This is a genomic window from Bradyrhizobium sp. CCBAU 51745, assembly GCF_028128715.1.
Lineage (GTDB): Bacteria > Pseudomonadota > Alphaproteobacteria > Rhizobiales > Xanthobacteraceae > Bradyrhizobium > Bradyrhizobium manausense.
Window position 1 is genome coordinate 331,972 of the sequence record NZ_LBJP01000003.1, and the last position, 15,985, is coordinate 347,956.

Consider the following 15,985-nt stretch of genomic DNA (forward strand, 5'->3'; position numbering starts at 1 on the left):
AATTCAGATCTTGGTGGTCGACGATCGGGAGGTGTTCGACTAGTTGGTGCGGCTCGAGATGACACCCGCCCCGAACATTGCTCCGAGCAGCAGGCCTCCTTGCACGATGTACTGCCAGTACGTCTCAACCCCGAGGACCGAAAGCCCGTTGCTGATCACACCGATGATCAAGACGCCGACCAGGGTTCCCAGGACGTGAAATTGCCCGGGCCTCAGCGTCGAGGCCCCGATGAACGAAGCAGCAAAAGCATTGAGCAGATAGGCGTCGCCCACACCAGTCGGCCGTCCTGCGGCGAGATTTGCGGCAGCAATCATGCCTCCAATGCCCGCACATACACCGGAGATGCCGAGGGCGAGAAGTGCGTAGCGCTTTGTGGCGATCCCTGAGAGCTTTGCGGCTTCCGCACTTCCTCCGATCGCATAGAGATTGCGGCCGATCTGCGTGTGCTCCAGCAGCACCCAGAGGAACGCAACGATGACCACCATGATCAGGACCGGGTTCGGAACGCCGAAGGTGCTTTGCTGGCCCAACGCCAGGAAACTGTCCGGGATGCCTCCAACGATCGTCCTGGTCTGAGAATATCCAAGAATGACGCCGGTCAGGATAGATCCCATCGCCAATGTCGCAATAAACGCCGATACGCCGAGATAACTTACGATTGCACCGTTGACGATCCCAACCAGCCCGCAGAGACCAATCACGATCATGATCGTCAGCCAGACATAGGGTTGGTCCGCCTGCATCACGAGCAGCGAGCAGATCATATAGTTGCCGAGCGTCGCCACGGCCGAGATCGACAAATCGTACAATCCCATGATGAGGCAAACCGTGAGCCCAACGGAAACAATCAGCAGGATTGAGGCCTGACTTAGGATGCTCAAGAGGTTGAATTCGGTCGCGAAGACGTCAGGGCGGGCGAAACTGAACACGGCAAACAGCACGACGAGCGCGATAATCGTTCCATACCGAGAAGCCTCTGCCTTCCAGTCACGGACTCGCTTCGTCCTTCGGGAAGTTTCGGCCCTATCAAGCTGCTCTATTCCAAGCTGCGTTGCTTCATCACTCATCCGATTCTTCCTTCCCGATCGGTGATGCTCTGTCGATGAATGGGGCCGGCGCCGTCGTCGCCCAACGCCAAATGCAGGATATTGGTCTCGGAGATCGATGATCCCGCGAGTTCTCCGGCTATCCGCCCTCTGTAGAAGACCAGGACCCGATCGCAAACACGCGCGAACTCATCGAATTCCGTCGAGGTGAAGAGAACCGTGGCGCCCGTATCGGCCATTTTTCGCAGCAGCTTGTAGATTTCGGCCTTCGCGCCGATATCGACTGCCGCCGTGGGAGAATTGAGCAAATACAGCTTGGCATCGGTTGCGATCCAGCGTGCGATGATACACTTCTGCTGGTTGCCTCCGCTCAATGAGCGGATCGATGCATCGAGCCCCGGCATCTTCACTTGCAGACGCGATGCGAGGTTTGCCGCGAGGTGTCGCTCGCGACGCCTGCTGATCAGCCGCGAGAGCGGATCCGTAACAAGGCGATCGAGCGACGCCAACGAAATGTTGGCCTGTACGTTGAAATTCGGGATCAATGCCTCATTGTGCCGATCCTTTGGCACGAAGGCCAGGCCGGAGCGCACGGCCTCGCGCGGCGAGGATAGAGGCATGCGCGCGCCATCCACCATCACAGCGTCGGCCGAACCTTTCGTCCTCCCATACAGCACGTCCAAGGTTTCTTCGGCGCCGCTATCGGGCAGCCCTGCCAATCCAAGAATCTCACCGGACGCCGCGGTGAAGCTGCACTCCGCGATATTGTGGGTTTTCAGATTGCGCACGTCGAGCCGCGCCGCTGCATGAGCACGGCGGCGCCCTGGAACAACGTGCGGAGGAACAACCTCTTCATTCTTGCCGAGAATAGCTGCGATCACCGCCGGTTTGCTCAGCTCGCTTCGTTGGACGCACGACCAGGCAACCCTGCCGTCACGCAATACGGTTGCCGCATCGGCGACCTCGAATACTTCGCTCATGCGGTGGCTGACGAAAATGAATGAATGCCCCTCATTGGCCAGTCTGCGCATCTGGACGAACAGAACTTCGACCTCCGTCGGAGTGAGTGCCGCTGTCGGCTCGTCGAGGATGACGACCTGCGCGTTGGTCGATAATGCTTTCGCTATGGAAACCATGGCGGCTTCGTCGGCTCTGAGGTTGCAAACCGGCGCCGACGCGTCGATATGAACTCCGACCCGCGCCAGCAGCGCTTCGGCACTTCGGCGGACGGATTTCCAGTCGACCAGCACCCTCCCCCTTCGCGGTAGCGCTTGGCCGAGGAACAGATTTTCCTGAACTGACAATGACGGAATGAGGTTTCCTTGCTGGTGCACGACCTCAATCCCGGCCAACCTCGCGTGCTGGGGAGAGATAATGTTGGCTGGCTTCCCACCAAGCAAGATATCGCCAGCTGTCGCTGGATATACGCCCGTGAGAATCTTGATGAGCGTGGACTTGCCAGCGCCGTTTTGACCAACGAGCGCGTGAATTTCTCCCGCGCGCAGGGACAGCGAGACACCATCGAGGGCCCGTTGGCCGTCGAAATCCTTGGTGATCCGGTGGGCCCGCAGCACTTCAGCGGGCTCGCTATGTTCTCTCCAAGTTGAGACGTGCATATTCACGGCCGCTCCCTGGGTGTCATTTGCTCCTCCGGATCTCGGTGGTAAACGGAGTGCATGACTTGTAGTCAGGCTCGCCCCCGGCTGGAGGAACATTCTCTTTCGTGACGAGGCAGGAGCGCATCATCAATGACCGGTAAGACGGCGGGCTTCCGTCGACGGTGTCGGCAATCGCCTGCATCGAGGACTCAACAGTCTCCTTGGTGCCGACCCCAACGAGCATGCCGAGGGAGGAGCCCTTGCGGAGGAGATCTAATCCGTCCGGTGTCGCATCATAGCTATAGACCTTGACCTGGTCCTTCATGCCGGTCTGCTCGATGGCGCGAAGGGCGCCAGGTACCAGCTCCATCCATCCCATGACGACCGCCTTCACGTCCTTGTTTGCCCGCAGGGCGGCAAGAAGCTTGTTGTAGGAGTCCTCCAGATAGCCCTGGCCCTGAAGCTCGAGCTCGGTAATCGCGATGTTCTTGTCATCCGCCATCGTCGCCCTCAGGCCGCGTTCGCGCTCTCGCAGGATGGGGAGTACATTCCAGTTGACGAGCACCACACGTCCCTTGAGGTCGATTGCACTTCTCACCTCGTTGCCGATCAGCGCTCCTTGAACGACCCCGCTGGGGCCAATGTCAGCCGTTATGCCTGGCACGTCGCCCGAGGCTATCGAAATGAAGGGGATGTGCGCGGTGTTGGCCGCCTTGATGACGGCGCCGAGCTGGTTGTTGTCCGACACCACATTCAGGATGGCATCGAATCCACGATTGACGAAGTTCAGGCCTGCATTGCTGGTGGCGATCGGATCGCCTTTTCCGTCAATCAGCTCGCACGTCCATCCCCGGACCTTGCAATCATCCAAGGCGATGTTCGCCAGAACATGCGGAACGGCCGAGACGTGGTTATACGAGATCAGGCCGACCTTGAGGTTGTCCTTCGAAGATTTGGCTTGCGCCGCCGTCACGACAATGCAGGCCATCACGGCGATGGAAAGAGAAAGGCCGAGCACGGAATATCGAGCGCGCATGGGTCAGTTTCCTCTGGCGTGTTATTTTCAGGTTCCTGCCGGTACTGTCCCGGGAATTGGCTTCGATGAATATTGCGCCAAACGACAAGTTCTTGTTTCTTGGCGCCACTCGTCCTGGGCGCGGAGCGCCTCCTGGGCGAGGCGGTCCGTCGTTGTCGATCGCGATAGCGGTCGCGCGCCGCTATTCAGCAGCCGCGGCTGCTCTGTGCGGGACAAAGGCATCTCGTCCTGCGCTCATGGAAACTCCAGCGAAGCGGCGGAGCGCTTCCGCCATCTGCACTCGGCCACTGACCCCCGTAACCACCACGTCGACCATGGTGAACGAGCCGTGGAAATGGCCTCGCGCCTGAATTTGCTCGACCGGAACGAAAGCGGCAGCGAGCGCTTCCGCATAAGCGATGCCTTCGTCCCGCAGCGGATCGAACTCGCAGGTCACGACACAGGCTGGCGGCAGACCTGCGAGCTCGCCGCGCAGCGGCGAAGCGCGAGGATCTTTACGATCCGCAGGCGAGCAATAGATGTCCCAGAACCAGTGCATCAGTGAACGGGTCAGGAAGTAGCCTGTCGCATTGTCGACGTAGGATGGGCGGTCGAAGATGCAATCGACTGCAGGACACAGCAGCAGCTGGCCGGCGATCTGCGGGCCGCCACGATCGCGCGCCAGCTGGCAGGTAACAGCCGCGATGTTGCCGCCGGCACTCCAACCGGCGACGAGAACCGCCCCGGCATTGCCACCGAGTTCGGTGGCGTGCTCGGCGATCCAACGGGTCGCCGCATATCCGTCCTCCACCGCCACCGGGAAGCGATGCTCAGGTGCATGCCGGTAGCCGACGCTGATGAAGATCATGTCGGAACGGCGGCACATGTCGCGGCAGAACGGATCGTCCGATTTCTCGTCGCCCAGCACCCAACCGCCACCATGGAAATAGACGACGATCGAATGAGGTCCCGGGCTTGCCGGCCGGTAGAGCCGGTATCGCAGCGGGCCGTCGGTACCAGGCAATGTGCCGTCGATCACCTCACCGACCGGCCGTCCCGGGGGACGGCCCTTGTTAAATTCGGTCAGAAAGCCGCGCGCGCCCTCGGCACCCATCGACTCGAGCGGCGGCAGGTTCATATCCGCCAAGGCGTTCAACACCAGCCGCACATCCGGCTGCAGACGCACGATTTCGCCGTCGTTGCACTGCACCGCGCCATTGGAGCCTGTGAGCCTGAAGCCCAGCATGCCGCGGTTGACGACCTCGTCGCAGATCCCGCGATAGGCACCTACGCCGCCGGCATACATCATGATGCCCTGCGGCTTACCGGGAACGTTGGCGCCCGTGTACCAGGTGTTGGCGAGCCGATGCAGGGTGAGCATCGAGCAGTCGGCTACGTGGCGGCCCCAAGCCTGCTGCGCGGTTTCGGTCGCCTCGATGGTGCTGAAGCCGGCTTCGCGTGCGGCTACCATCCGATCGATCACCCAGTCGACGTGCTGCTCGATCGACACGACCACATTCGAGAGTGCCGCCGGACTGCAGGGGCCGGTGATCATGAAGAAATTGGGAAATCCTGCCACCGCCAATCCGAGATAGGTCTGCGGACCGCGGGCCCAGACCTCTGAGAGGGATTTGCCGCCGCGACCCGCAATCGGGTGCACCGACAGGAGGGCGCCCGTGATGGCGTCGAAGCCGGTGGCAAACACGATGACGTCGAGGTCGAACGTGCGCTTATCGGTAACAAGTCCGGAAGCGGTGATCGACGTGAGCGGCTCCTGCCGCAGGTCGACCAGGGTGACGTTGGGCCTGTTAAAGGTGGCGTAGTAGTTGGTCTCGAGACACGGGCGCTTGGCGCCGAAAGGATGGTCGTGGGGCATAAGCGCCGCGGCCGTCTCGGGATCGTTCACAATGCCGGCGATCTTCTCCCGGATGAGCTCGCACACCAGCTCATTGCCATCGACGTCCCCGACTTGATCCGACCAGAGCTGCGTCCCCCAATAGATCAGGTCGCCGAGTTCCCACGCCTTCTCGAATCGTGCGCGGCGCTCGGCATCCGTCAGCTGCCAGCTGACCAACGTTTGCTGTGGGTAAGGCACGCCGGCAAGCGACCAGCGCGCCTGTTCCCGGTAACCGGCACGATCGCCTTCCAGCATGGCGAGACGTTCAGCCGGCACGGGACCGTTGCGGGCTGGTAGTGCGAAGTTCGGCGTGCGCTGAAAAACAGTCAGATGTGCAGCCTGTTCGGCGATCTTCGGAATCACCTGGATACCCGACGATCCGGTGCCGATCACCCCCACGCGCTTGCCGGCGAACCTGACTTCGTGATGCGGCCAGCGGCCGGTGAAACAGATCTCTCCCTTGAAGTCCTCAACGCCATCGATTTCAGGTGGCTTTGGCGTGGAGAGGTTTCCAGCAGCCATGATGTAGTACCGGCAGGACACCGTGGAGCCCTTGTCGGTGGTCAGCAGCCAGCGTTCCTCGCTCTCGTCCCACTTCGCTGCCACGACCTTGCTGGCAAAGCGAATGTCGCGCCGCAAATCGTAGCGATCGGCTACAAATCCAAGATAGCGGAGGATTTCGGGCTGGGTGGCATATTTTTCCGACCACTTCCACGCCTTCTCAAGCTCCGGATCGAACGTGTAGCTGTAATCGATGCTCTGGATATCGCAGCGCGCGCCCGGATATCGATTCCAGTACCAGGTCCCGCCGACATCCTCGGCTTCCTCGAGAACTGCGCTGGAGAAGCCGGCGTTGCGCAGCCGGTACAGGAGATAGAGACCGGAAAACCCCGCGCCGACCACAACGACGTCAAAGATTTCCGTCGATAAGGGTGCTTTTTTCGAGGTTGATTTCAACTCAGGCATTTCAACCTTCCTCCCAACGGCCTGCGCGCGTGACTTCACGAGCCGGCGCGTTCAAGACCATGATTGCCTGACAGTGATGAAGGCCGGTTCAGAGGACGCCATATGTCAGGGCGATCCGTGTTCTCGAGCGCTCCACAGTCGGTCGACGAGTTCAGTCCACTCGACGGCCCGGCCAGCCATGCAAGGGATTATTGGTCAGCCCCAGGACTCTGTCCTTGTTGCCAGACGCCATATTCTTGACCGTTGGCGACAAACGACACCGCTTCGGATTCTCACATTGCAACGATCATCCCGAAGGCATTCGAGCTGGCGATTCCTGCGTTGCCGGACGACAGCCCACACCGTATCATAATACCTGCGCGAAAGCGGCGACCACGCTGGTAAACCAAGCCACAGGAAGGTTAGACTCTACCAGCCACCATAAAAAACTGATCGTGCCAGACGACGGAGGAAACGCTGTGGCTTTTGAACATCCCCCGCTGCGCGCAGCGGCTATCCGAGGATTCAATCAGGTCAGCCGGATTGGGTCGAGCCGGGCCGCCCGCTGGCTGAGGTCCATCAACATAGATACGAGCGAAAGTCGGTGGGAAGAAAATCTCGTTTCGTATCGATCGGCTATAGAGCTTGTCGAGGGAGTGTCATCGCTCGAGGGCATTCCTGATCTCGGCCTCTCGATCGCCGAAGCGCAGGATATCAGTGTTCTAGGCGCCCTTGGCGTGGCGATGCAGAACGGACGTACCTTGCGGGAAAGCATCCAGCTCTGCGAGAAATATATTCACTATCATAGTCCAGCCTGTGAGGTACGCCTGGAAACCGCATCAGATGGCGGCGGCTTCGTTTCGTTTGATATTGCGATGACGAAAATGCCGCGCGCAAACCAAACTTATGAGCTCAGCCTGGGACTCGGATACGGATTTGCAAAATCGATGTCGGGCTGCAGCGGGAACGTGTGCAAAGAGGTGTGGTTCAAGCATCTGCCGACCGCAAGCCTTGCGGCCTATCGTCAAGTATTCGGGGTAACGCCAAAGTTCGGGATGCCGCGAGTCGGATTCGTGTTCTCCGCACGCGACCTCGATAGGCCAAATCAGGCGAGAAGCGATCTCTTGAGCGACATTTCGCTGCACTTCCTGCAAACCCAGCAAGGTTCTCGGGCGGCCAGCACCACATTCGAGGTACGGCGAATTATTTCTCGCATGATCGGCACCGAAACGGTCAACCAAGCGGAAGTCGCAGCTGAACTTTGCATAACGGTGAGAACTCTACAGCGGCGTCTGCGGGCCGAAAACACCTGCTTCGATGCCATAGTGGACGATATTCGCCGCGGCCTGACGTCGGATTACTTACGTCAAACCACCCTCTCTCTGTCGCAAGTCGCCGAACGCCTTCAGTTCAACGACACGTCAGCGTTTACCAGGGCATGTCACCGTTGGTTTGGATCCTCTCCAAAATCTGTTCGCCAGGTATTTTTGGCCGAAGACACGCAGCGACGACGGGAAGTCCATGGGTCCCTGGTCGGCGCGCTCGCTGACAACCTTAACCCGGTCGTTTCCTGACGTTGCAGTCCGTCCGTAGAGGAGCGTGGGCTAGCGCATCAAACCGTGTCGGTTGGTAGCGCAGCCTCAAAATTATTGCCGCACTGCGGGGGGACTTACCGTTTGACGGAGGATCGGCGAAAATGAGACTAACTGGGAAGCGCCACCTCGGGCGGGACTTGCTTTTCCGCCAGTCTTTCGTGTGCAGTCTCTCGTCTTCGAGAATATCAAACAATGACTTGGGAGAGAAACCATGAAGCCTGCTATCCTAATCGTGGCCATGTCAGCTATCGGCAGCGCGATCCTCGCCGGATCGGCCCTGGCCGATACCAGTGGCAAGAAGATCGCGTTCTCCAACAACTACGCCGGCAATTCCTGGCGCCAGGCGATGCTCAAGAGCTACGACATCGTCACGAAGAAGGCAGTCGCGGACAAGGTCGTCGCCGCGGCGGACGTGTTCACCACCGCCGACAAGGAAGTGCCGACCCAGGCCGCGCAGATCCAGAACCTGATCCTGCAGGGCTATGACGCGATCGTCATCAACGCGTCTTCGCCGGACGCCCTCAACGGCGCCATCAAGCAGGCCTGCGACGCCGGCATCGTCGTCGTGTCCTTCGATGGTATCGTCAGCGAGCCCTGCGCTTATCGTGTCGTTGTGGATTTCAAGGACATGGGCAAGCAGGAAGTGGCGCAGATGGCCAAATTCCAGCCCAAGGGCGGAAACCTCCTGGAAATCCGTGGCCTCGCCGGCACCTCCATCGACGAAGCCATCCACAACGGCATCCTGGAGGGGGTCAAGGATCATCCGGAGTTCAAGATCGTCGGATCGGTGACTGGCGATTGGGACCAGACCACGGCGCAAAAGGCGGTAGCTACCGTGCTGCCTTCACTGCCCGAGGTCGTCGGCGTGGTCGACCAGGGCGGCGACGGCTACGGAGCCGCGCAAGCTTTCGCGGCGGCTGGCAAGCCGCGGCCGACCATCATCATGGGCAACCGGCAGGACGAACTGGAATGGTGGAAGGAGCAGAAGGCCAAGGACGGTTACACGACATGGTCCGCCTCGATCGCACCGGGCGTATCGACATTGGCATTCTGGGTCGCCCAGCAGGTGCTCGATGGCAAGAAGGTTCCACACGATCTTCTGGTGCCCTATCTCGCCTTCACTCAGGCCGACTTCGAAGCCGAACTGCCGAAAATCCCGAAGGGCAGTGTCGCGAGTCACGAATACACCCAACAGGATGCCATCGACGCGATCAAAGCCAACATGAAGTGATGGGGCCATGGCTGACGGCCGCTCGGCGCAGGCAGTGAATGACCATCGGAGCATCTGATATCGTCAGACTGGACGGCGTCGAAAAGCGTTTCGGCGCCGTCCGTGCGCTGGACGGCGTCGATCTGACAGTCCAGAGTGGCGAGTGCCTCAGCCTGGTCGGACACAATGGCGCCGGCAAATCCACGCTGATGCATATACTGGCGGGGACCGTCGCGGCGGATCGCGGGCGCGTGGTCATTGGCGGCGCCGAGCAGAAGGCCTACGCACCGGCGCGGGCCAAGCATCTCGGCATCCGCTGCGTGTTTCAGGAGCTGTCGCTCTGCCCCAACCTGACGGTGGCCGAGAACACACGGGTGTTTCATCCGGTGCTCACCGGCCTGAACTGGCGTCGCAAGGCCGGCGCGCTGATCACAAGCAAGCTCGACGAGATCTTCCCGGGTCACGGCGTCGGCGCCTCCGACCTGATTCAGGATCTTCCAATTGCGCGCCGCCAGATGGTCGAGGTGGCGCGGGCCTTCACTGCGACCGATGAGCCGGTGCGTCTGGTCATTCTGGACGAGCCGACCTCCTCGCTCGATAGTCACACTGCCGGGCAGCTGCTCGCCTTCATGCGGCGGGCCGTCGCCAATGGCATCAGCTGCATTTTCATCTCGCACCTGCTCGGCGAGGTCCTGCAAAACAGCGACCGTATCGTGGTGATGCGTGACGGGCGGACCATCGCTGCCGATCGCGCCGAGGCCTTCGACCGCAACCGGCTGGTCACCACCATGGGCGGCACGGAAGCGCCGACGACCGAGGCGAACGCCGGCGACCGTTTGGCGCGAGGGAAAACGCCCCTGCATGTTCGCGCGCGCCCGCGACAGCAGGGCGGATCCACAGATCTGGTCGCCCACGAGGGAGAGATCATCGGCCTCGCCGGGCTTGCCGGCCACGGGCAGACCGATCTGCTGCTGGCGATTTTCGCGGCTGCGACGAGCCCGCGCCCGGACGTCGCGGTCAAGGCGACGGTTGCCTTGGTGGCCGGCGATCGCCAAGCCGACGGCATTTTCCCGTTATGGTCGATCGCGGAAAATATCGGCATATGCTCATTGCGCAAGCTGCGCCAGGGAGTTTTGATTTCGCGCCGGCGGGAGGACACGCTGGCCAATTTCTGGCGCGACAGGATCAAGATCCGCACGCCCGACATCCACAACAACATTCTGTCACTGTCAGGCGGCAACCAGCAGAAGGCGCTGTTTGCGCGCGCGCTTGGGTCGGAGGCGCGCATTGTATTGATGGACGACCCGATGCGCGGCGTCGATGTCGGCACCAAGCTCGAAGTTTATGATCTCATCCGCGAGGAGGCGCGCGGCGGGCGGACCTTCATCTGGTACACGACGGAGACCGACGAATTGAAGAAGTGCGACCATGTCTACGTGTTCCGCAACGGCGCTATCGTCGCCGACCTCGCCCGCGGTGAGCTGACCGAGGAAAAGGTGATCCAGTCCTCCTTCATCGGGACCGACCCGAGATGACGGCCAAGTCGAGTGTCGCGGCGCGGCCAGCATTCATGCCGTTCGGCAAGACGGATTCACCGCGGCTGCTGCGCGCGTTGCTGCCGGCCCTGTCGCTGGCGCTGGTGCTGTTTGCCATCGCCTGGCTGAACCAGCGCGCGATCAGCTATTTCGGCTTCACTCTCATGCTAAATCTGGCGATCCCGATCGCGCTGGCGACGGTCGCGCAGATGTTCATCATTACCGGCAACGACCTCGACCTCTCAATCGGCGCTTTCGTGGGTTTCGTCGGCTGCGTCACGGCGACCTGGCTGCGCGACACCCCTATCTTGGGAATCCTCACGCTGCTCGGCTGCGTCGGCGTATATGCGGCGCTCGGTGCGCTGATTCATTGGCGCAACCTGCCTTCGATCGTGGTGACTCTCGGCATGAACTTCGTCTGGCAGGGCCTCGCCGTGCTTCTGCTGCCTAAACCCGGCGGTCGGGCGCCGGACTGGCTATTGGCGTCGATGAGTGTCAAGCCGCCCTTGGTTCCGTTTCCGGTGCTGGCCGCGCTGATCATCGCTGCGGTCAGCTATTTCGGCCTGATGCGAACATCCTATGGAGCTATCCTGCGCGGCTCTGGTGGCAACGCCTCCGCGATCGGTCGCGCCGGCTGGTCACTGCTGAAGGCCAAGATCGTGCTATACGCGTGCGCCGGCCTGTTCGGCGTGCTGTCGGGGCTCTCATTGATCGGCATCACGACGTCCGGCGACGCCAACATCGGCAACGGCTACACCCTGCTCTCGATCGCGGGCGTCATCCTGGGCGGCGGCGAATTCGTCGGCGGACGTGTCTCCCCGATCGGTGCCGTGATCGGCGCGCTGACGCTGGCGCTGGCGGCTTCCCCGCTTCTCACCTTCATGCATCTTCCGCCGGACTGGCAGGTCGCCGCCAACGGGGCCATTCTGATCGTGGTGCTCGCCGCGCGCGCGTTGATCAGCCGCAGGGAGGTCGAACAATGATGGCGGCGCGGCGTTGGCTGTTCACCAGTCCCTGGATGTGGTCCTATCTCGGCGCGGCCCTGGTGTGGATCGCGGCGATTATCTTCACTCGCGGTTATGGCGCCGGCGGCATGCTCATCGCCGCGCTGTCGCTTGCGGTGTTCACCGTGGTGGTCGGCATCGGGCAGATGTTCGTCATCACGCTCGGCCCCGGCAACGTCGATCTGTCGTTGCCTGCCAATATCGGACTTTCCAGCGCGGTGGCGATGACCGTGATGGCCGGCGATGACCGTCTGGTCGCCATCGGCCTCGCCGCCGCACTCGGCTGCGGGCTCGCCATTGGCGTCGTCAACTATCTCCTGATCCGCGCTCTAAGCATCCCGCCAATCATCGCGACGCTTTCGGCGAGCTTCATTATCCAATCGATAGACATCAGCTACGGGCGCGGTCTGCAAATCAAGCCACCGCCGGGCTTTGCCGATTTCACCAACATCCAGATCCTCGGCATTCCCCTGCTCGCCATTCTCACGGCGGTCTTCACCGTCGCCGCCGGCATTGCTTTGCAGCGCACCGTTTATGGACGATCGGTGCTGGCGATCGGCCAGAACATTCGGGCGGCAAGGCTTGCGGGAATCCGGGTCGGATGGGTGCGCTTTGCCACCTACGCGCTGTCGGGCACGCTCGGCGGTCTCGACGGGGCATTGCTGGCCGGTTATTTCCGCGGCGCCAACGTCGATATCGGCAATGAATATCTGCTCGCCTCTGTCGCGGTGGTCGTGATCGGAGGCACCTCGGTTGCCGGCGGCAAAGCCAATGTCGCGGGGCTTTGGGGCGCGGCGCTCTTCCTCGTCCTGCTCCTGACCATGTTGAACACTTTTGGAGTCAGCGCCGGCGTCCGGCTCCTGGTGACCGGCTTCGTCATCGTCGCTGTCATCTCGGCCGCCGGTGGAGAGAAAAAGCGGGACTAGGGTCAGGCACGATCGGAAAGGTCCCGACCTCGACCTGCGAAGCTGCGTTGGCCCCTTGATTCACGACCGATTGTTACGAGCCAGGCAGCAAACGACCTTCACTCGGCGGCGGCTGCGCGACGATGCGCTTGACTTGAAGCATCCCTCATTTGCTTCGTCGGTCGGAGGCTCCGCGGCCGACCAATGAGATATCCCTGCATCTCGTCGCAGCCTTCCTGGACCAGGAGATCCATCTGAGCGTTCGTCTCGATTCCTTCCGCGAGAACCGGAACTCCGAGCCCATGGGCAAGACCGATCACAGCCCGCACGATCGCGAGCGAACGCTCGCTCTGGCCGAGCGAGGCGACGAAGGACCTGTCGATCTTGATCCGGTCCAGCGGAAACGCTTCGAGATAGGACAGCGAAGAATATCCTGTGCCGAAATCGTCCAGGGCTATCAGGACACCGAGTGCCTTGAGCGCCTCCATCGTTCGCTTGGCTCGAGGAACATCTTCGATCAGGACGCCTTCGGTGATTTCCAGCTCCAGGCGAGCCGCCGAAAGGCCGCTCTGCCGCAGCGCCTGGCGGACCTGCCGATCGAGGTTTTCGCGGCGGAACTGGGCGGCCGAGACGTTGACCGCGACCCGTAGCGGCTGATCCCAGGAAGCCGCTTCCAGGCAAGCCTCCGTCAGGACCCAGTCGTCAATTTGCGCGATCGCGCCGCTCTGTTCGGCGATCGGAATGAAGTCTCCAGGCGGAATGACGCCGCGCACCGGATGCCGCCAGCGAACCAGCGCCTCGTAGCCCATCAGCGCGCCGTTGCGGTCCTGCTGCGGCTGATACTGCAGGTACAGCTCTCCCCGCTCGACGGCGCCTCGCAGATCGTGCTCCAGCGCGCGGCGGTTGCGCAGCTGCTGGTCCATGGCGCTGGTGAACAGCCGAATGGCACCCCTGCCCTCGTGCTTGGCCCGATAAAGCGCTGCATCCGCGTTTGCCAACAGCGCGACGGCATTGTCCGCATCTCTCGGATACAGGGCGACGCCGACACAAAGGTCGATTTTCAGGGCACGGTCCTCGACCTCGATCGGTTGCTCGAACTGTTCCCGCATGCGCGTGGCGAGCAGCTCGGCGGTCGCAGGTAGCGGCAACTGATCGGCAATCCCGATGAATTCGTCACCGCCGACGCGCGCCACGTAGGCCCCTTGCGCGGCCTCCTGCAGCCGTCTCGAAGCTTCGCGCAGGACGGCGTCGCCGACGGCATGACCGAAACGGTCGTTGATCTCCTTGAAATGATCGAGGTCGATGCAAAGCACGGCGAAGGCGCCGTCGGTGATCTCCGCGCGCTCGATAGCGGTGCCGAGCTGCTCATCCAGGGCAGCCCTGTTGGGGAGCTCGGTGAGGGCATCATGACATGCGAGATAGCTCACCCGCTGCTGCGCTCGATTTCGTTCGGTCACGTCGAAGGCCACGCTGACACGAGCCGGCTGCCCGTCATACAGCAGCGGCCTGGAATCGATCACGACCTGAATCGCTTCTCCGTCGGCCGTCTTGTGCAGCTCGCAATCCCGCTTGCCATGCTCTTGATCATGAGATTGCAAGTCATGCTCGTACATCACCAGCAGGTCCTGGCGGGAATAGCCGTAGTGCCGGCACATCGCGCCGTTCACAGCCAGCAGGCGCCCCGTGGTCGCCTCAGCCACCCACATCGGAAGAGGATTTTCCTCGAAAAGGAGGCGGAAGGAGGCCTCCCGGCGCTTCAGGTCAGTGATGTCGATCCGCACTCCAATGCTGCCTCCGTCACTGGTTCGCCTTTCCTCGACCCGGACCCAGCGGTCACCGACCAGATGCTGCTCATGCGAGTAGTGCGGCAATGCGTGGCGGGCCAGGCGGTCGGCAAGCCACTGCTCTTCCCGCCCCACGGCCTCCGGGTACTGTCCCGCCGCCAGGCCGGTGCGAAGAATGGCCTCGAAAGGAGACCCGACGGCAAGTGCTTCGCGGCTCGCGGCGTAGAGGTCGGCATATCGACGATTCCAGAGAACCAGACGATCGTCCTTATCGAAAACAGCAAGCCCTTCGGGGACCACATCGAGGGCTTCGGTCAGGTGGGTGTGAGCCGCGCGGGCAGCTGCTTCGGCCTGCTCGGCCGCGGCCTTGGCTTCCGTAAGAGCCCTCTCGGTGCGATGACGCTCGGTGATGTCCTCGTGGGTCGCGACCCAGCCCTTTCCCTCCATCGGGCGATGCCGGATCCGCACCATCCGGCCGTTGCTCAATTCGACGGTCGTATCCGAACTCTCGGCGATGATCGGAGCGCTGTTGCGCCAGACGAGATAGTCCTCTTTCGTCATCTTCGGCGCGCTGCCGACCGAATAGCGGAGATCGACGATGTCGTTCAGCTTCATGCCGGGCCGGACCAGCTTCGGATCCAGATCGTAGACCTCGAGATACTGCCTGTTGCAGACGATCAGGCGCTGATCATCGTCAAAGAAGCAGAGGCCTTGGGACATGTTGTTGAGCGCCCTGTCGAAGCGCTCCGCGAACGCGGTTGCCGTCTGCTCTGCGGCCCGCGCGCGATCTCCCTCCGCAGACAGTCGTCCGTGGGTTTCGACCAGCTTAACGAAGGAGCGGAAATTGGTGTTGATCATCCTGGCGAGCAAGGTGAGCAGCGCCAGCAGATTGATCCCGACCGAGACCAGGACAGCATCGCCGGAGAGCAGCAGAAGCGTCGCGATCGGTGCGCCGGCAATCAACATCACCAGACGAGACGCCGGCGGGAAACTGCCAAGACAGTAGGCGATCCCGACGCAACCCATGAAGAGGAGCAGAGCAACCGACGCGCGCAGGCCGGGCTCGACCGTCATGAACAGCGCCAGGATCCAGGTCACAAAGCCAGCGCTGAGCACCACCGCGGCGAGGCGAACTCTTGCGAGTTCTCGGTACGATTCGGCGGCGGTCAGGTCGGCGTTCCTCAACCGGAACCACTGGGCCACCCGAACCAGGCAGGCTGCCAGGAGAACGGCCGGCAAGGCAAATCGCAGCCAGATGGACACGGTGTTCGGAAGGACCAGGCCCACACTGACACTGTTGACCAAGAGCACGGCATAAAGCACCGGCACCTGCTCGCGGAGCACGCGGAACTGCTCGACAAGCACGGAACTGCCGAGAGGATGTGTCGTGTCGCCTATAGCGAAAGAAGCACGTAAGCGCGCGAAGAAGCCCATCAAAGATCGTCCTGCC

10 protein-coding genes are annotated in these 15,985 nt (G+C 61.7%); 5 read left to right on the forward strand and 5 right to left on the reverse strand.

The window, feature by feature from the left end; translation table 11 throughout:
* Positions 1–39 precede the first annotated feature (39 nt).
* The 4 genes from XH98_RS04275 to XH98_RS04290 form a co-directional block, all read right to left on the reverse strand.
* A complete protein-coding gene (locus tag XH98_RS04275) occupies positions 40–1,068 on the reverse strand; it encodes an ABC transporter permease (RefSeq protein WP_271617876.1) in 1,029 nt (342 codons plus the stop codon).
* On the reverse strand, positions 1,065–2,663 hold the full coding sequence (locus tag XH98_RS04280) for a sugar ABC transporter ATP-binding protein (RefSeq protein ID WP_271617983.1): 1,599 nt from the start codon (positions 2,661–2,663) through the stop codon (positions 1,065–1,067). Before XH98_RS04280 ends, XH98_RS04275 begins: the two co-directional genes overlap by 4 nt.
* Positions 2,664–2,685: 22 nt before the next feature.
* Positions 2,686–3,681: a sugar ABC transporter substrate-binding protein gene (locus XH98_RS04285; protein WP_271617877.1), complete on the reverse strand. Its 996-nt coding sequence runs from the start codon at positions 3,679–3,681 to the stop codon at positions 2,686–2,688.
* A gap of 181 nt (positions 3,682–3,862) precedes the next feature.
* Positions 3,863–6,523, reverse strand: a complete 2,661-nt coding sequence (locus tag XH98_RS04290; RefSeq protein WP_271617878.1) for a flavin-containing monooxygenase — start codon at positions 6,521–6,523, stop codon at positions 3,863–3,865.
* A gap of 215 nt (positions 6,524–6,738) precedes the next feature.
* Here XH98_RS04290 and XH98_RS04295 point away from each other — a divergent pair, with 215 nt between their 5' ends.
* From XH98_RS04295 to XH98_RS04315, 5 genes are all read left to right on the forward strand, one after another.
* Entirely contained in the window at positions 6,739–8,076 is a 1,338-nt protein-coding gene (locus XH98_RS04295; protein ID WP_271617879.1) for an AraC family transcriptional regulator, read from the forward strand.
* Positions 8,077–8,308: 232 nt separating this feature from the next.
* Positions 8,309–9,328 (forward strand): substrate-binding domain-containing protein, encoded by a 1,020-nt coding sequence (locus XH98_RS04300; RefSeq protein WP_271617880.1) that lies wholly within the window; start codon positions 8,309–8,311, stop codon positions 9,326–9,328.
* A 38-nt stretch (positions 9,329–9,366) separates the two neighbouring features.
* On the forward strand, positions 9,367–10,842 hold the full coding sequence (locus XH98_RS04305) for a sugar ABC transporter ATP-binding protein (RefSeq protein WP_271617881.1): 1,476 nt from the start codon (positions 9,367–9,369) through the stop codon (positions 10,840–10,842).
* 35 nt (positions 10,843–10,877) lie between these two features.
* Positions 10,878–11,825: an ABC transporter permease gene (locus XH98_RS04310; protein WP_271617984.1), complete on the forward strand. Its 948-nt coding sequence runs from the start codon at positions 10,878–10,880 to the stop codon at positions 11,823–11,825.
* Entirely contained in the window at positions 11,825–12,772 is a 948-nt protein-coding gene (locus tag XH98_RS04315; protein ID WP_271617882.1) for an ABC transporter permease, read from the forward strand. Before XH98_RS04310 ends, XH98_RS04315 begins: the two co-directional genes overlap by 1 nt.
* A gap of 98 nt (positions 12,773–12,870) precedes the next feature.
* On the opposite strand, the gene XH98_RS04320 is transcribed toward XH98_RS04315, so the two are convergent.
* Entirely contained in the window at positions 12,871–15,969 is a 3,099-nt protein-coding gene (locus XH98_RS04320; protein WP_271617883.1) for an EAL domain-containing protein, read from the reverse strand.
* Positions 15,970–15,985 lie beyond the last annotated feature (16 nt).